Below are 16,129 nucleotides of genomic sequence, written 5' to 3' on the forward strand. Positions count from 1 at the left end.
ACCTCCGACCCGTTGCCATCGCTGTGACCGGCGTCGGCCGCGTCGTCTTGGGCGGCCCGGCCGGGGCTGTGGGGAGACGGGCCGCCACGTTGATCGTGGTCGTGGTCCCGATCCCCTTGCCCTCCCCCTCTCTCTTTCCTTTTCCCCCTCCCGCTTTCTCCTCCTCCTTCTCCTTGCTGTTCCTGGGCCTCGCGGTGCTCCTTCAGAAGCGATACGGCCGGACGCTCCCTCGTACGGGTCTCCTGTAGCTCGCCCTGGCGCGCGTCCACAGTGGCGGTGGCAGCAGCAGCACCGCCCTCCGGAAGCCTCTCGGGCAGTGCAGACGCGCTCGCGGGTGGACTGTCCCGCTGCGGCCGCCCCGGTTTCTCGCCATCCGTCGCTCTCCTGATGGAAGGGGAGTTCACGGAAGGGGGGTTGGCGGCAGATTGGTTGGCCCAGGGAGGGCTGGCGGCACGAGGTACGCCCGAACGAGGTGTGGCGGAATGCGGCGCGGCGGCCCCTGTCGACGCCTGACCCGCATACCCCGCCTGACCTGTCTGTCCCGCCTGCTCCACCTGACTGGCCGGTCCGGGCATGCCCGCCGAACCGGCAGAACCAGCCGGGCTGCCCACTCCACCCGGCGGCCCTTGCCGTGACGGTGATGAGGGCGGCCGCTGCGCGGCGAGCAGCCGCGACACAGCGGCGTTTCCCGCACCGCGCTGCAATCGCTGAACAGACCGGGCGTTGAGCATGGCACCGCGTCCCGCAGGCTGCTGAGTCCGCTGCTCTTCGCGCCGCTCCGATTGCGGCTTCGGGGCTTTTGACTCGTCTTTATCGGGCGCGCTTTCGTGAGCGTGCACGGCAGGCCGGTCCTGTCAGCGAAGGTGCAGAGCGTCCGAGCCGAGCCTCTACGAACCGACGCAGGAGGATCAGGACCATTGAGGCAGCATCAAGGGCGATGTTCTCTGCCCTTCCGTGCACGCTGAGCTGGTTCACTGCTCTTCGACGTACTGGTGAGGAGAGGGAACGGACAGCAGGTGTCTGGACGCGGGCAATCGGTGTTGACCGAGTTGTGGCAGCGGAGGTGGCCCGGGTGTCCTCCCGTCATGCACCTATTGCGTGGGCCTTATCGGGATGTGCGGGTGCGTTTCCACAGTCTGCCGGGCTCGAAGCGCTACCCGGAGAACGAGGACCGGTACGCCGTCGTCCTGGAACGGCACAACACGATCCTCGACGAACTATTCGATGGCACGGACGTGTATCTGATCACGCCTGTGTGGACGACCGAGCCGGATGCACCGCCTTGCCACGGGGACGCGGAGTACTGGGAGAGCCGCCTCGTGACGGACGACCCCGATCCGGAATACCGCACCCCAACATCTTTTCGTTGCCCGTCGCTCTCCTGGTGCCGCGGATGCCTCGACGACCTTCTGCGCGACGTTGCCAATGACAAGGCTGCGGGTGCCTTGGTCACTGATGTCCTGATTTAGACCGTGTCCTATGTGGTGAGGCGGATCAGTCGCTTGTAGCAGCACAAAGCGGCGGCCAAGCCGAGAAAGGCCAGGTAGTTACGGGGATCGCGCTCGTAGCGGGGGCTGAGCCTGCGGTAGCCGGACAGCCAGGACATCGTCCGCTCGATCACCCAACGACGGCGGCCCAGGCGTTCGCTGGACTCGATGCCTTTGCGGTCGATGCGCACGCCGATGCGTTTGCCGCGTAACCATTTCCGCAGGTGGGGGATGTCATACGCCTTGTCGGCGTGCAGGCGTTGGGGCTTGAGGTGACGGCCGCGGTGGGGGTCGTGTCTCGTTTGGTGGCCCTCGACCATGGGCTTCAGCGCTTCGCTGTCATGGGTGTTGGCGGCCGAGACGCCGACGACCAGGGGCAGTCCGTTCGCGTCCGACAGGACGGTCGGGTGGCCCGGAGGAATCTCACCCCCGGGCTCCCACAGAACCGTGCGTAACAGTCGCCCGTTACACGGCTCTTGCCATCTTGATCACCAGAAGGTCGGAGTCCATGCCCAGTGGGCGAAGAGCCGTGGATGCTGCCGGATGATTCGCTTCCAGCAGGCATGGGCCTTTTTGAAACTCCGGAGCCGTCGGTACTTCCTGCGGATCCAGCGCACCAGGTAGGCGTTGATGCGCGCGAGGAGTGGATGCAGCAGGGAGCGATAGTGCGCCCCGTAGTACTGCGTCCAGCCACGCACGATGGGATTGATCCTTCGCGCGAGCTCGTGAAACGTGAGGTGGATCTGCATGTGAAGCCGCCAGGAGCGGACTTCTCTGCCGATCTTCTTCAGGGCCTCCTTGCTGACCGCGGGTAGGAAGTTGGTGAAGTTCACCCCATACCTGCTCCGCGCCTTGCGGGCTTGGAACGTGAAGCCGAGGAAGGTGAACGACGTGTGCTCGTATGAGGCGCGCCGCTTGCCGTCCTTGCAGTACACGATCCGGGTCTTGTCGGGATGCAATCGCAGCCCGACCTCTTCCATCCTGTCCCCGAGCGCCGCCAGAACCGTGCGGGCCTGTGCTCGCTGACGCAGTGCACGACCGCATCGTCGGCATAGCGCTCGAACTGGATACCCGGGTAGGTCCGGGTCAGCCAGGCGTCGAACGCGTAGTGCATGAACAGGTTCGCCAGCACGGGCGAGACTGCGGACCCCTGTGGGGTGCCCCGGTCCCTCATCTGCAAGGTGCCGTCGGGCTGTTGCAGCGGGGCTTGGAGCCACCGCTGAACGTACAACTTCACCCAAACGGCGTCAGTGTGAGCCTCCACGGCCTTGACGATGAGGTCCCAGCGGACGCTGTCGAAGAACTTCTGGATGTCGAGATCGATCACCCAGTCGCGCTTCCAACAGCGTTTCCGGCAGGTCTCCACAGCGTCCAAAGCCGACCGCCGCGGCCGATATCCGTAGGAGTCCTCATGGAAAATTGGGTCCACGCGGATTCCAAGGTGTTTGGCCACCACGGTTTGTGCAACTCGGTCGGCAACTGTGGGGACGCCAAGCATCCTCGTGCCGCCACCGTGCTGTTTCGGAATCTCCACCGCACGCACCGGTGACGGAAAGTATGACCCCGACGACATTCGGTTCCAGATCTTGTACAGGTTTCCCTTCAGATCCTTCTCGAAGTCCTCGATGGACTGCCCGTCCACTCCCGGTGCACCCTGATTCTTCTTTACCTCCCGATACGCCTCCAGGACATCCCACTTGGAGATATCAAACGGCTTGTCCGGTGACTTCAGCTTGTCCATCGGCTCCTCCCGGAGAACTTCCGGTTGACCAAATACACACAGCCACAGATGACCCGGCCCCTTCGCTCCACCCCCATTACAGGGGCTTCGTCACTAATACGGGCCGGTCCGCCAGCACATCTCGCGACAGTACTCAACTCCTTGCGGGTCCTCCGCTTGGAGCGCTCCCTCTCGCACCCCCGCTCCGGGATGCAGTTTCGAGACGTGCTTTCCCACGTTCCGTGCAAGAGCAGCAGATCAGGCTCACGTCACCTCCATGCCGGACACCATCTGGCCAATAGACGGGCACCCGCCAGACTCCTCCCGAGGCCGATACAAGTAACCCCGGTTTCGATGTCACTTCATCCGTAACGACACGTCAGCAGTGATTCACTTGCGTTCGTCTTCCTGATCCTCACCTGACGTCTCATGGACGCCTTTTTCCACATCGCTCACCACGGTCACGTCACCGCTTCCGCAGCATGCGGCGGTTTGAAGCCTCCCCCCGCAGGGCGACTCCGAGGGGCCAAATCCCTCATCTCCTGCACAGCACCGCTTCCGGAACACTGCCTACATAGGGCTCCTTCTTGCGTTCGTGGCACACTGCATCTTGGAACCCGGCTTACCCCGGTCCACGGGGCTCGGACCTGTGAGTTCGCCCCTTTTTTAGCCCGGACATGAGCGGAGTCGAGGACGACCCGCGAGACGTCGATGAGGCTGGCGTCGTCGAGTCGGTGCAGCACTGCTTCATGCAGCCGGCCCCACACGCCAGCCCGCGACCAGGTCAGGAACCGGCGGTGTGCGGTCGACTTCGATATCCCGAAACACGGCGGCAGAGCCCGCCAGGCACAACCGCTGACCAGCACGTAGAGGATCGCCGCAAACAGCGTCTCATCAGGCGTGTCCTGCGTTCCGCCGCCCTGCGGCCGCACCTTCGACGGTGGGATCAGCGGCTCGGCGATCTCCCACAAGCCGTCCGGAACAATCCAACTCCACGTACCCCGCCCCTGTGGGTGCCGGAATCTGTGTCGCCCTATGCGACCTGCGAGTATTCGTGGATAAGGCCGCCGAGTCGGGCGCGTCGACGAATGCGAGTGTTGTCCCTGGCGATGGGCGGTTCGGGGCTGGTGAGTTGGTCTGGTGGCCGTTGTCCGAGGGATCGGTGCAGCCGGTGTCTGTTGTGGTGCTTCGCGTACTCGCCGATGACGAGACGCAGGTGGCATTCGCCGGTGATCAGGATGCGGTCGGTGGCCTCGCGTCGGCATGATCCGATCCAGCGTTCGGCGATGGCGTTCATCCGTGGCACAGCGGGCAGTGTGGGCACCAGCATTGGTGGAGTGCTGCTGTGACTGCTCTCGTACCGCTCCAGAATGACTGCGCAGCCCCTGACCTGGGACGACGCTCCCCTGCACCGATACGACACCATGAGTCCTTATGTTCGTGCGACTGCTCTACCTGATCTCCACACGGATCATCTCCCCACGCACCCTCCTCGCCTGGCACCAACGGCTCATCAAGAAGAAATGGACGCAGCCGCCGTCCGCCGGACGCCCTCCAGTCCCACAGGGACTGCGCCAGCTGATCATGCGGCTCGGCACCGAGAACCCACACTGGGGCTTCCGACGAGTACACGGCGAACTGCGCCGCCTCGGACACAGGGTCAGCCCGGCCGCCATCCGCCGCATCCTGCGCGCCGCAGGCCTGGGCCCCGCTCCGCGACGACATCCGACGCGGGGCGAGTGGACAACCTTCCTCAAGGCCCAATCCAACGGCCTGCTCGCCACCGACCTGTTCCACGTCGACACAATCGGACTCCAGCGGCTGTACGCCCTGTTCGTGATGGAGGTACACACCCGCACGGTGCACATCCTCGGCGTCACCGCCCATCCCACCGCAGCCTGGGCCACACAACAGGCACGACAGCTTCTCTGGCACCTCGGAGAACACGCCGCCGGCTTCACCCACCTCGTCCGCGACCGGGACGCAAAGTTCACCGCAGCCTTCGACGCCGTCTTCGCCAGTGAAGGCATCACCGTGGCCAAGGCCCCTCCGCGCAGCCCCAACTGCAATCCGCACGCCGAGCGCTTCATACGTTCGGTACGCGAGGAATGCGCCAACCGCCTGCTGATCTACGACCGCGGTCACGCCCAGAGGATCCTCCACGACTACGCCCACCACTTCAACGAGCATCGCCCCCACCAAGGCCGCCAGCAGCTTGCGCCCCTGGACGACCCCAAGGTCCTACTACTGCCAGCAGCTCGGATCAAACGCCGGCAAGCTGTCACAGGCTTCATCAACGAGTACCGCCGGGCCAGCTGACCCCGGACGAAACCCCAGCTCACAGATGGTGAAGTCGTTTTGAAGCGGTACGGGCCTCGGCCGACTTCACCACCAACAGCTGCGTGAAGCCGTCTTCCTGGGCTCCCATCCGCAGGTCCACATCCGGCAGGACGTCCGGATAGGTGGCCGTGTCGCCCTGTAATCGCGGGGCCGGCAGGTCCGTCGGCCAGGACAGGGCCAGCTCACGCCCCGCCTTCGTCATCCGCACCAGCGGCATGCTCCCGCCACCGGAGAACTTCAAGTCCACGGTCGTCGCCTTCGGCGCAACCATCCCGTCGCCAGTCTTCACCAGCGCGGTGTCGATGGCCTTCCATTCACCATCCACGCGCGCTCGAACGGGACGCAGATACTCTCTTGCCTCCAGCTTCCCGTCGGGAGTGGCGAACACCTCGCTGCTCTCACCCCGCAGTGAGGCGATCTCCACCGGCTTGTCCTCGCGCTCAGCAGCCGCTCGCGCCAGCTCCTCACTCACCGCGCTCTTCACGCCGCGCGCATCCTTGGCCACCGGCGCGGTACGCACGCCGGAGCCCTGCGCGCCAGCGTGCGGGAGCGCTCCCAAGATGACCGAGGTAACCAACGCCACCCCGGACACGCGCGCACACCGCCGAATGCCCAGAGGCATAGCAGACTCCCCCCACAAGGCCTCCCCAGACCTTGCTCAGTTATGAACAATTCTCGATGGAATCGTGAACGCGAGAGTAGACATCGCCTCGCACACCAGTCCAGGTAGCCAAAAAAGAACATTGCTCAATATTTGGAGCAATAACCACATCGCCGCGCAGTGACGTGCACCACATCTGATACCGGTAGGGAACCACTGCTTCAGGCCGACTCGACACGCCGACCACCGACTACACCCCAAAGGGGTCGGCACTGGTCAGCATCCTCGACGGACGCCGTGTGATGGCAGGGTGATGACATCGCCCCGGATACGCCATGATCAGCCACCTCATGCGCCAGGCGTCGGCACCTCCACGGTGGAGTTAATTCCCCCCACGGAGGTGAACACGATGGCTTCTCAGCCTCCTGAACGCGGCCGGGTGTACCGGCGTTGCGGCTGCCGTCGCCCCGACGGCCGACAGTACGTGGCCGCTGCCCCAAGCTCCACGATGGTTCAAGGCACGGCTCTTGGGCTTTCGCTGTCGACCTGCCCTCGGCCGACGGCAAGCGCCATCCGCTCTGCCGTAGCGGATTCGCCACCCAGAAGGCCGCCGAGACAGCGCTCGAGCGAGCCCTGGAGTCCGAGCGCTCCGGCCTGGACCGCAGCGAGGACCTCACCCTCGCCACGTATCTGGCCGAGTGGCTGCGCCTCAAGGAGAAGGCGCTCAAGCCCACCACGTTCACCCGCTACCGCGATCACGTGCGCGCGGACCTCATCCCGACCTTCGGCCGACTGCCCCTGACTCATCTGCGGGCCCGGCACATCACCGCCTGGAGTGAGGCCGAACTCGCCCGCGGACGCGGGCGCACCGCCGTCTACCGGATTGGAGCCATCTTCTCCAGCGCGCTCAGCCATGCCATGCGCTCGCGCGTAATCGTGGCCAACCCGTGCCGGTACGTTCTGCTGCCCCGTCCGGTCGCGCCGGAGCGGATCTGCTGGAATCCCGCGCAGGCCGCAGCGTTTCTGCGGCGGCAACCATGCTCACTACGGCGATCAGATGGCCGATCTGTTCGAGATGCTGCTGGGCACCGGCATGCGGCGAGGTGAGTCCCTGGGGCCGCACTGGACCGACGTCCACCTGGCCGAACGGATGCTGCTGGTGCGCTGGAGCCTGACAGCCGTGAACAACAACCACCTCTACCTCGGCCACCCCAAGACCAAGGCCGGCCGGAACTGGGTGAGCCTGGCCCCACGCGTGGTTGCCGCCCTCGGGCACCAGGCCGCGCTCACCCGGACCGGCCAGCCCAAGGGGACGCCGCTGGAGGGGCTCGTCTTCCGCCGCCCGGACGGCTCGCCGCTGCGCCCGCAGGGGGCGCTGGTCGAGCTGCGACGGCGCCGCTGAGCTCAGCCTGCCACGGATCGGGGTGCACGATCTGCGGCACCCGGCCGCCACGATCATGATCAGCTCGCGGGTGCCACTAGCGGTGGTCTCCAAGACGCTGCGCCACTCGACACTGGCCACCACCGTCAACCTCTACGGCCACCTGCTCCCCCACGCCGCCCGCGAAGCCGTCGCCGCCATCGGCACAGCCTTGGAACGCGCCGACCGCAAACACGCCACCGGCGATCCTGGCGGGGCGTCAGAACAGCGGGCGGTCTGAACCTTCGTCCGCCCCCGCTCCCGGTTGGGATTCTCTCTGTTGCAGTGCCCCTGGCCAGGGGCACTGTGGCGGCATCGCCCCAGCGCTCACCGGATGTCATCACGTCGCCATCACGTGTCACACGCACGCAAACAGCGGGTTCGCCATCACTGGCAAACCCGCTGGTCACACCGTCGGGACGACAGGATTTGAACCTGCGACCCCTTGACCCCCAGCCGCGCGGCAACTCTCCGCGACGATCCGTATCGCACCGTGGTGCTCGGTTCGGAACCGTACCGCGCCCTTGCGCGCCTACGGAGAACGCGGCAATCAGCCACTCCCCCATAAGCCACGCCATGCGACGGCTTGCGGAGCGGACAAGGGTCTCCCACGGCTACCGCGCCCGCACGGTAAGGTGCGACGAGCAGCCCTGCACTGGAGGTCATCGTGACTGCGCAGCCAGACGGCCCGTATGGACCCCTGATCCCCATGCCCGACCTGACCCCTGACGCACTGCGCGCGGCTGTCGCCCGGATCGCTCCCAGCAGAGTCCCTGCGCTCACTCAGCACCTGTTCGAGGCGACTACAAACGCACAGCAGACACAGAGCCTCGCACCCCTGCGGGCTTTCGTCCACTCATGGGCCGTGTTCGTCGCCATCGAGCGGCACCCGGAACGCGCCGCCCGCCTCCGTGAACTCGAGCAGATCGTCGATATGGCCGAACAGGACCCGACGGCGGCCATCCATGAAATCCAGCAGATCCGTAAGGCCGCGGAGGCCGAGGCGGGGCTGTGACCAACTGGACCTGGGAGTACAACCCGAGTGAGGAGTACGTCGCCGACGGACTTGCGCCAGATGTCGTAGCAGAGGTCGAGCGACTGGCGACCGAACTCGCCGCGCTTGGAGTCGACGCGGCAAAGGTGGGTCGGCCGTTCGACCGAGAAGGCGGACTCCGAGAATTCGACATTCTCGGCGGACGCGGCTTCATCAGCTTCCTGTCAGTACCACGCCATCACTGCATCTATATCTGCAACATCACCTGGTACGGATGACGTTGCTGGGCTCGATGCCTCGGGTGTGCAGTTCATGCGACTGTGCTTGCCGAGAATGCCATGAGCCCGGATCGGAGCGGGTGCACCGAGTCCCGACGGTCGTCGGCCACAGTCGCTCGTGCAGACGCTCTCGCGTGGCCGGTGGTCCACGCGAGACGAAAATCGATCGTGCTGCTGCGGCTGGCATTGTGCCATTCGAACCCTGCGGCAGCACTGGTGCCGTGACGGGCAGAATGCGGATCAGGTGTGGGGTTCCATAATCCGGTCAGGACGTTGACCTGCAAAGCTCCATGGAGCGTCACTGATCGGGCAGGATCGTAGTTCGTGTCCTTGCGCCTGCTCTGCCTGCTCGCCACTCGGCTACTCAGCTGGTTCGTGTTACTCGGCCGTTCCTCCGCATCCAAGGACGTCGAGCCACTCGTGCTCCGCCATGAGGTAGCCATGCTGCGCCGCAGCATTCCGAGGCCACGCTTGACCTGGGCGGACCGCGCGATCCTCACCGCCCTCGTCCGACTTCTGCCGAGAAAGCTGCGCGCACACAGACTGGTTACCCCCGACACGCTCCTGCGCTGGCACCGCCACCTGGTGGCACGAAAATGGACCTATCCACACAAGGTCGGCCGCCCCCCTCTCGACGAAGCAATCGCCACGCTCATCGAACGGCTCGCAACAGAGAACCCGTCCCGGGGGTACAAACGGGTCCAAGGCGAGCTGATGCGGCTCGGCCATCGGCGGCGTCACACGCGGCGATGCGCACGTCCGCCGCGCCTAGTGCGCATCGGTGCCTCCACCATCCGCAGAGTCCTCCAACCTGAACCGCCCCGGGTTCGGTAGAGATCTCAGATTGTGGTTGTGACCTGGGGCTTCGTGAGTTCGGTGTAGTAGGTGGCTTCGTACTCGACCGGTGGGACGTGGCCTGTCTCACTGTGGAGTCTGCGGTGGTTGTACCAGTCGACGTATTCAACGGTGGCGAGTTCGACCTCGGACAGCGCCTTCCAGGGCCGCCGGGGTTTGATCAGCTCGGTCTTGAACAGACCGATCGGTGCTCTCCATCAGGGCATTGTCGTAGGCGTCTCCGACTGGTCCGATCGAGGCGGCGATGCCGGCGGCGGCCAGGCGCTCGGCTAGCCGGAAACTCGTGTATTGCGACCCTCCGTCCGAGTGATGGATCAACTCGCCTGGCCGGACAGGGTGTGGGTCGCGGTCGCGCTGCCAGATCGCCATCTCCACAGCGTCCAGGACAAAGACCGTCGCCTTCACGGTGGCCGCGGACCAGCCGACGATCCGGCGGGAGAAAGTGTCCACGACGAAGGCGACGTAGACAACACCGGCCCAGGTCGTCACGTGGGTGAAGTCCGCGACCCAGCAGCGGTTCGGAGCCTTTGGCGACGAAGCCGCGCTCCAAGCGGTCGGGAGCCCGTTCGGCTTGTCCGCCGGGGAGTGTGGTGATCACCTTCTTGCCGCGGACGGCGCCGGTGATGCCGAGTTCGCGCATGAGGCGCTCGACTGTGCAGCGGGCCACCGCATGTCCCTGCCGGTTCAGCTCGCGCCAGAGCTTCCGGGCACCGTAGACGCGGTAGTTGGACGTGTGGACCTCCTGGATCCGCTCTTTGAGTTACATGTCGCGCGCCGAACGGGCGGAGGGAGTTTCGAGGCGTTTCTTGCAGGCGTAGTACGTGGAGGGGGCGATCTTGCAGTCGTGCCCGGTGAGGGTTCTGCAGATCGGCTCGACGCCGCCGAAGCGGTCCCGGTGCTCGTCGATGAACGCTACGAGCGTGTGTGTGGCCAGTCGAGCTCGGCCGCGAAGAAACTCGCCGCGGCCTTGAGGATCTCGTTGGCCCGCTTGAGTTCGGCGTTTTCCTTCTCAATGGCGCGCTCCACCTGGACGCCATGGACCACGCCCGCTCCACGGTGTGTGGGTCGACGGCGGACGGGATGGGAGCTGGGGAGAGTGGTGGGGTGCTGTGCTGTGGCCGAGGATGAACTGCAAGCACCGGAGCGCATAGGCCGCCTCGTGCTGGCGCGATGACCTGCCACTCCGTGTCCGTGGTGTCCGAGGTGTAGCGGCGGGGCCGGGCCGATAATGGCGGCCGTGGCCGAAGTGGCAGGCCAGGCACGAGCAGTCAGCTTGCCCGTTCGAGGCAACAGCAGGTGCGACAGGGGCCTACAACGGGCACGACGGGACCTCTTGGCGCGGCTGGGCTTCGACACCGATGTTGCTACCAAGAAGTCCCGGCCGTGCACGTCACTTCGCCGATTCCCACCCGCCCCCGATGCGCCCTGAGTTAGATGAGCCAAGGGCCGAGTTGGCCCTTCGTGGGTTGGAGCGAAACAGCGCGGACCTCACTCCGAAGTCTTGCCGCAGAGCATTTCCAGCCAATCTCGTTAATGCGCCAAATGGCGTGGACCGACTCTCTCCGGATGCCGTCTACTGGTGGAGCCGATCGTTCGGCAGCACCTTTGCGGGGAGTACGGGAGAGGTCCGCACATGTCGGGGGAAGCCAAGCATCACTGGATCGTCGCGCTGGACATCGAGAATTTCAGTCCGCGTCGAGACCCCGTGCAGCGACGAGTTCGGGCCGCGATGTACCGCGTTCTCGGTGGCGCGATGGAGCGTGCCGGGCTCGCCGTGACGGACACCGTGTCCGAGGACCGCGGCGACGGCGTGCTCATGCTCATCCGGTCGTCCGTGTCACCCGTGGTGATCGCCGGGCCGTTCGTGCGCGAGCTCGACGAGGGGCTCGGCGAATACGCCCAGGAGGTCAACGAGGATCACACGGTCCGGCTGCGGATGGCACTGCACCAAGGCCTGGCGACAGACGACGAGCACGGCTGGTCGGGCAACGCGGTCAACACCACCTGCCGGATCGTCGACGCCCAGCCGCTGCGCGACGTCCTCGCTTCCGCCCCGTCGGCCCGGATGGCGTTCGCCGTGTCGGACGAGGTCCATCGCGCGGTGATCCGGCATGGCCACCGGGGAATCGACGCCGCGGCCTATCTGCCGTTCGACCTCACCACCAAGCACGGTGAGACGATCAGTACCTGGATCACGGTCCCCGGCTACCCGGCCCCTCCGGGACTGCCCGCGCCGGCCGCCGGGCCGCCCTGCGACCAGGAGGCGCCGACCGAGACGGACGGGCAGCAGAGCACCGCCGCCGACCGGCCCTCCGACGGCCGGCCCTCCGTCGTGCAGCACGCGGCAACCGTGCAGGGCGACCAGGTCGCCGGGTCCAAGCACGTGACCGTCCACAACACAGGGAATGTGCGGCTGTGACGGCGGCCGCAGCGGGAGGACCCCCGGCCGCCGGTGATCCAGGGGGGAGCCGGCCGGCGGCCGGGCCGGGGGGACCCACGGGGGGCGGTGCGCCCAAACCGTCCGCCCCGGGTGCCGGCCAGGAGTCGGCGAAGGACAGACAGGACGGCCCGCCCCAGGCGCAGCCGACCACGGGAGGCGACGGCGGGGCGGAGACTCCGCCGCCCCCGCAGTCCGGACCCGGCGCGGAGTCGTACGAGGCGACCGGTCAGCTGGGGCAGGGTTCGCAGCGCCGAGGGCTGCTGCAGAACGCCGTCGCCAACGTCGAGGGTGACATGGTCGGCGGCGACAAGTACGTGGTGGTGCTCGGTGGGCACAAACGCCGGCTGCGGGTGTTGTCCCCGCTCATCGCGGAACGGGTCCGGTTCGCCTACAGCGCGCCCGCCGACCTGCCCGACGCCCGCGAGGCGCTCGCCAGACAGCGGCTGCTGATCCTGCGCTCGGCGGCCGGGCACGGCAAGTCCGCGATGGCCGTACGGCTGCTGCTCGGCGCGTGCCGGGGTGCGGTCTACCACCTGGACAGCGGGGTCGACTTCGCCTCGTTGGCCGAGCAGCTGGAGAACGACAGCGGGGTCATCGAGCGCGGTGTCGGCTTCCTGCTGGAGCGGCCCGAGGACATCGGAAACCTCGGCCGGGAGACGTACGAGAAGGTGCAGGGCGCGCTGTCCCAGGCGGACGCGTGGATGGTCGTCACGGTGACGGACGGTGAACTCGCCGACGGTGAACTGCTCGTCGGCGTATGGGATCTGACGGATGCTCCGCAGCCCTTGGAGGTCGTGCGCGCGCATCTGCGCTGGCGGCTGGGGGAACGCGACGCCGACCGGCTGCTGACGCGCGAGGACGTACGGGACGTGATCGCCGAGCTGGTGGGCGGCCTCCCGGCCTGTCGGCAGGCCGGAGACCTCGCCGCCGCGATGATCGAGCAGTACGACCTGCACGGCGTCGTCGACCTGGACCGGCTACGTGAACACCGGGCCCGGCTGGAGGCGGAGGACTTCGAGATCTGGGCCGAGAGTATGCCGGACGCCGGCACGCGCAGCTTCGCGCTCGCCCTGGCGGTGCTCAACGGGCTGCCGCAGGAGGACGTCGCCCAGGCCGCCCGTTCGCTGCGCGAGCGGCTGGAGGACGACGGACCCTACCTCCGGGCGCCCGGGCCCGACGGACGCCCGGTCCGGTCCAAGGATCTGTTCGAGACGCCCCGGCGACGGCAGTTGCAGCACCTGCGCGCCGAGGAGCGGGGCAAGCCGGGCGGCGAGCCCGGGACGATCATCGAGTACAAGGACCCCGGGTACGCGCGCCGGGTGATCCTGCACGCCTGGACCCAGTACGAGATCCAGGACGAACTCCTCGACTGGCTGGACGAGTTGGTGGTGCACCCGGCGGAGCAGGTGCGCGTCTACGCGGCGGCCTCCGGGCTCGGGGTGCTGGCCGCCGAGGCCTATCGGTACATCGAACGCCGAGTCCTGGGGCCCTGGGCGCGCAGCGACAGCGCGCTGCGCCGCACCGCCGTCGCCTACGCGCTCTCCGTGGCGTGCCAGGACCCCTGGGTGCGGGAGCAGGCGGCCGCACTGGTGGGCGGCTGGTACGCCGACGAGCGGCCCCAGGTGCGGGCGTCTGCGGCCCGGGTGCACGGGCTGGGCGCGGTGTCGGGACATCCGGTGGAGGAACTCGCCCGGCTGTTCGCAGTGGACAGCGTGACGGTGGCGGTGGCCGTCGGCTGCGCGCTGGCCGATCTGGTCGCCGACGATCCCGACGCGGCCGGCTCGGTGCTGCCCATGCTGCGGGACAGGACCGGCGACCACCGCTCCGGCCGGGCGGCGGTGCTCGCCTTCCTGATCGTCGCGGCACAGGTGGTCGTGGAGACGAAGGACCTCGACCCGGGAGCCGCGGTGCCCGAGTGGCCGACGCTGCTGTACCTGGCGCACCGGCGGCCCGAACTGCGGGATTCCTTCGTGTGGTTGTGGCGTGCGGCGCTGAACGAGTCCTTCTTCCACGACGAGGCGGAACAGGTCGTCGGCGACTGGGCGAAGCTGGCCGAACGGGACTCCGAACTCCGTGAGATGTTAAGGCTGCTGGTCGGCGCCATCGCCCACGGAGATCAGCGTTCGGGCCGGATCCTGCGCTCCTGCGCCGACGACTGGGTGCACCCGGACCGGATCGTCGGGCTGCCCCTCACGGCCGCCGTGGTGCACGCGCAGCTCGACATGGAAGGGGTGTGAGGATGAGCGTCTCCCTGATTCTCAACGAGCGGGTGATCTCCCGCAGTCGGGTGGGCGAGCTGCCCAACCTGCCGCCCTCGGTGGCGATCGTCTACCCGGTGGAGGGCGGACCCTTCGAGGTCGAGACCGTCCGCACCTTCGGGCAGCGCTGGTTCGGCAAGAACCGGGCCTGCTACGTCGTCGACCTCAGCGACCACAGGCGCCAGGCGTCCGTCAGCAAGACCCCGCTGACCTGCAAGGACGGCGGACACCGGTTCCAGGCCACGATCGACATCGGCTTCCGGGTGCACGACCCGGTGATGGTGGTGTCCAGGAACGTACGGGACGCGTTGACGGTCGTCTACGGATACCTCACCGACCGCATCCGGCTGCAGGCCGCGCGGTTCGCCATCACCGAGGCTATGGCGGCGCAGCTGGCCGTCAACCAGGAGCTGGACCGGGAGATCCGGCTCCCCGAGGGCATCACCATCTACTACTGCAAGGTCCAGATGGAGCCCGACCAGGCCGCGGCCCGGTACATCCAGGAACTGGAGGAGGCGCGGCGCCGGGCCAGGCTCGGTGTGCACGTTCACGAGGCCAGACGCTCGGAGACCTACTCCGACGAGGGCATCGAAGACATCAGGGCGGCCGGCCGCCGGCGTCGGCAGTCAGAGGAGCGGGCCGCGCTGGGGAACACACGGCTCGACTTCGACAACCTGATCCGCGAGCACCTGGTCCGCCACCCCGAGGAGACCACGCACGCCCTCGAACTGCTGGCGCGGGTGCGTGAGACCGAGGCCACCCAGCATGAGATTCGGGACCAGCGGCACGCCGAGATGGTCAAGTACCTCATCGAGCGGGGTGTCGTACGGGAGGTCGACCTGCCCGGCCTGCGCCAGGGTGTGCTCGGTCCGAGCGCGCCCGGCACCGGAGTCGCGGGTGTACTGGAGCGGCCTGACGCCGGACAGTCGGCCTCCTTCGCCTCCGGTGCGACACCCGGCGGCCCCAACCACTCGGCGTCCGCGCCCGCGGCGGCGCAGGGCGGGCCCGTGCAGTGGGGCGGCAGCACTCCGGCGGCCGCCGTCGCGCCGCCGAGCGGACTGATACCGGTGTACGTCGTCCTGGACACCTCGCAGGCCGCGGCCGGCTGCGTCACCGACCTGGGCAACGCGCTGCGCTCGGTGCAGACGCTGCTGGCCAACAGCCCCGACGTGGCCGCCGCCATCCGGCTCTCGGTGATCACCTACGCCGACGGCGCCGACGTGGTGCTGCCGCTCACCGAGGTCTCCTGGCGCACCGGCGTCCCGGGGCTGAGCACATCGCCGGGCTGCCGTTACCGGCCGGTGCTGCGGCGGCTGCTGGACCTGGTGCCGCTGGAAACGGAACGACTGAAGGAGCAGGTGCCCCGGGTACTGCGGCCCGTCGTGTTCTTCCTGGCCGTCGGCCAGGCCGAGGACGACACCGAATGGCCGGCGGCACACGCCGATCTGATGGCGCACAAGTACTTTCCGCACGTCGTGGCGTGCGGCATCGGAGCGGACCGGGAGCGGGTCGTGCAGCGCCTCGCCTCCCGCCCCGAACTGGGCGTCGTCGCCGTCGAGGGCGCGGATCTCGCGCAGTCGGCGGTGCGGTTCTCCGTCCTGTTGCAGCAGACGCTGCTGCATCTGGGCCGGAGCGCGATCGCGGGCGGTATGGAGTTGAAACTCGACTGCCCGCAGGGCCTTCGGCCCGCCACGCAGGAGCAATAGAGCGGCTGAACAGCAAAGGGGGAGAACTGG

At 67.4% G+C, this 16,129-nt stretch carries 14 protein-coding genes and 3 pseudogenes; 10 read left to right on the forward strand and 7 right to left on the reverse strand.

Annotated elements, in window-relative coordinates; genetic code table 11:
* Positions 1-1,085: 1,085 nt before the first annotated feature.
* Entirely contained in the window at positions 1,086-1,469 is a 384-nt protein-coding gene (locus tag AB0E24_RS35925) for a DUF3885 domain-containing protein (protein WP_347234841.1), read from the forward strand.
* Between the two features lie 8 nt (positions 1,470-1,477).
* On the opposite strand, the pseudogene AB0E24_RS35930 reads toward AB0E24_RS35925, so the two are convergent.
* The 5 genes and pseudogenes from AB0E24_RS35930 to AB0E24_RS35950 all read right to left on the reverse strand — a co-directional run.
* A pseudogene (locus AB0E24_RS35930) lies at positions 1,478-1,888 on the reverse strand (transposase); the annotation flags it as partial.
* An 87-nt stretch (positions 1,889-1,975) separates the two neighbouring features.
* A complete protein-coding gene (locus AB0E24_RS35935) occupies positions 1,976-2,320 on the reverse strand; it encodes a group II intron maturase-specific domain-containing protein (RefSeq protein WP_359383523.1) in 345 nt (114 codons plus the stop codon).
* Positions 2,317-3,228, reverse strand: a complete 912-nt coding sequence (locus AB0E24_RS35940; RefSeq protein ID WP_359383526.1) for a reverse transcriptase domain-containing protein — start codon at positions 3,226-3,228, stop codon at positions 2,317-2,319. The genes AB0E24_RS35935 and AB0E24_RS35940 overlap by 4 nt, the downstream gene beginning before the upstream one ends.
* A 552-nt stretch (positions 3,229-3,780) precedes the next feature.
* Positions 3,781-4,244, reverse strand: a pseudogene (locus AB0E24_RS35945) (transposase); the annotation flags it as partial.
* Positions 4,241-4,633 (reverse strand): integrase core domain-containing protein, encoded by a 393-nt coding sequence (locus AB0E24_RS35950; protein ID WP_359383529.1) that lies wholly within the window; start codon positions 4,631-4,633, stop codon positions 4,241-4,243. The pseudogene AB0E24_RS35945 and the gene AB0E24_RS35950, both read right to left, overlap by 4 nt.
* Before the next feature lie 8 nt (positions 4,634-4,641).
* On the opposite strand from AB0E24_RS35950, the gene AB0E24_RS35955 reads away from it, so the two are divergent.
* Entirely contained in the window at positions 4,642-5,526 is an 885-nt protein-coding gene (locus AB0E24_RS35955; RefSeq protein ID WP_359383531.1) for an integrase core domain-containing protein, read from the forward strand.
* Between the two features lie 19 nt (positions 5,527-5,545).
* Here the strand turns inward: AB0E24_RS35955 and AB0E24_RS35960 are convergent, their stop codons facing one another.
* Positions 5,546-6,169: a hypothetical protein gene (locus tag AB0E24_RS35960; protein ID WP_359383534.1), complete on the reverse strand. Its 624-nt coding sequence runs from the start codon at positions 6,167-6,169 to the stop codon at positions 5,546-5,548.
* A gap of 429 nt (positions 6,170-6,598) precedes the next feature.
* On the opposite strand from AB0E24_RS35960, the gene AB0E24_RS35965 reads away from it, so the two are divergent.
* The 5 genes from AB0E24_RS35965 to AB0E24_RS35985 all read left to right on the forward strand — a co-directional run bounded on the left by AB0E24_RS35965 (position 6,599) and on the right by AB0E24_RS35985 (position 8,840).
* The gene (locus tag AB0E24_RS35965) at positions 6,599-7,255 is read left to right on the forward strand and encodes a tyrosine-type recombinase/integrase (protein ID WP_359383537.1); all 657 of its coding nucleotides are present in this window, start codon (positions 6,599-6,601) and stop codon (positions 7,253-7,255) included.
* Positions 7,206-7,550 carry a site-specific integrase gene (locus AB0E24_RS35970; protein ID WP_359383539.1) on the forward strand — a complete coding sequence of 115 codons (345 nt, stop codon included), beginning with the start codon at positions 7,206-7,208 and terminating at the stop codon, positions 7,548-7,550. The genes AB0E24_RS35965 and AB0E24_RS35970 overlap by 50 nt, the downstream gene beginning before the upstream one ends.
* Before the next feature lie 22 nt (positions 7,551-7,572).
* Positions 7,573-7,809 (forward strand): tyrosine-type recombinase/integrase, encoded by a 237-nt coding sequence (locus AB0E24_RS35975; protein WP_359383542.1) that lies wholly within the window; start codon positions 7,573-7,575, stop codon positions 7,807-7,809.
* A 426-nt stretch (positions 7,810-8,235) separates the two neighbouring features.
* The gene (locus AB0E24_RS35980; protein ID WP_069869090.1) at positions 8,236-8,583 is read left to right on the forward strand and encodes a hypothetical protein; all 348 of its coding nucleotides are present in this window, start codon (positions 8,236-8,238) and stop codon (positions 8,581-8,583) included.
* Positions 8,580-8,840: a hypothetical protein gene (locus tag AB0E24_RS35985; RefSeq protein ID WP_359383545.1), complete on the forward strand. Its 261-nt coding sequence runs from the start codon at positions 8,580-8,582 to the stop codon at positions 8,838-8,840. The genes AB0E24_RS35980 and AB0E24_RS35985 overlap by 4 nt, the downstream gene beginning before the upstream one ends.
* 839 nt (positions 8,841-9,679) lie before the next feature.
* Here AB0E24_RS35985 and AB0E24_RS46080 read toward each other — a convergent pair.
* A pseudogene (locus tag AB0E24_RS46080) lies at positions 9,680-10,925 on the reverse strand (IS3 family transposase).
* Between the two features lie 499 nt (positions 10,926-11,424).
* Here AB0E24_RS46080 and AB0E24_RS36005 point away from each other — a divergent pair.
* The 3 genes from AB0E24_RS36005 to AB0E24_RS36015 all read left to right on the forward strand — a co-directional run bounded on the left by AB0E24_RS36005 (position 11,425) and on the right by AB0E24_RS36015 (position 16,099).
* A complete protein-coding gene (locus AB0E24_RS36005) occupies positions 11,425-12,114 on the forward strand; it encodes a hypothetical protein (RefSeq protein ID WP_093702858.1) in 690 nt (229 codons plus the stop codon).
* A gap of 314 nt (positions 12,115-12,428) precedes the next feature.
* The gene (locus tag AB0E24_RS36010) at positions 12,429-14,372 is read left to right on the forward strand and encodes a hypothetical protein (RefSeq protein WP_359383549.1); all 1,944 of its coding nucleotides are present in this window, start codon (positions 12,429-12,431) and stop codon (positions 14,370-14,372) included.
* Between the two features lie 2 nt (positions 14,373-14,374).
* Positions 14,375-16,099 (forward strand): hypothetical protein, encoded by a 1,725-nt coding sequence (locus tag AB0E24_RS36015; RefSeq protein ID WP_232637239.1) that lies wholly within the window; start codon positions 14,375-14,377, stop codon positions 16,097-16,099.
* Positions 16,100-16,129 lie beyond the last annotated feature (30 nt).

The sequence above is a fragment of the Streptomyces malaysiensis subsp. malaysiensis genome, assembly GCF_040653035.1.
In the GTDB taxonomy this organism is placed as follows: domain Bacteria; phylum Actinomycetota; class Actinomycetes; order Streptomycetales; family Streptomycetaceae; genus Streptomyces; species Streptomyces malaysiensis.

What these genes read in the sequence shown, in the direction of transcription:
- AB0E24_RS36005 (WP_093702858.1), top strand. Translation starts at nt 11,425, where the DNA reads ATGTACCGCGTTCTCGGTGGCGCGATGGAGCGTGCCGGGCTCGCCGTG.
- AB0E24_RS35970 (WP_359383539.1), top strand. Translation starts at nt 7,206, where the DNA reads ATGGCCGATCTGTTCGAGATGCTGCTGGGCACCGGCATGCGGCGAGGT.
- AB0E24_RS35960 (WP_359383534.1), bottom strand. Translation starts at nt 6,169, where the DNA reads ATGCCTCTGGGCATTCGGCGGTGTGCGCGCGTGTCCGGGGTGGCGTTG.
- AB0E24_RS36010 (WP_359383549.1), top strand. Translation starts at nt 12,429, where the DNA reads ATGGTCGGCGGCGACAAGTACGTGGTGGTGCTCGGTGGGCACAAACGC.
- AB0E24_RS35950 (WP_359383529.1), bottom strand. Translation starts at nt 4,633, where the DNA reads ATGGTGTCGTATCGGTGCAGGGGAGCGTCGTCCCAGGTCAGGGGCTGC.
- AB0E24_RS35940 (WP_359383526.1), bottom strand. Translation starts at nt 3,228, where the DNA reads ATGGACAAGCTGAAGTCACCGGACAAGCCGTTTGATATCTCCAAGTGG.
- AB0E24_RS35925 (WP_347234841.1), top strand. Translation starts at nt 1,086, where the DNA reads ATGCACCTATTGCGTGGGCCTTATCGGGATGTGCGGGTGCGTTTCCAC.
- AB0E24_RS35955 (WP_359383531.1), top strand. Translation starts at nt 4,642, where the DNA reads ATGTTCGTGCGACTGCTCTACCTGATCTCCACACGGATCATCTCCCCA.
- AB0E24_RS36015 (WP_232637239.1), top strand. Translation starts at nt 14,375, where the DNA reads ATGAGCGTCTCCCTGATTCTCAACGAGCGGGTGATCTCCCGCAGTCGG.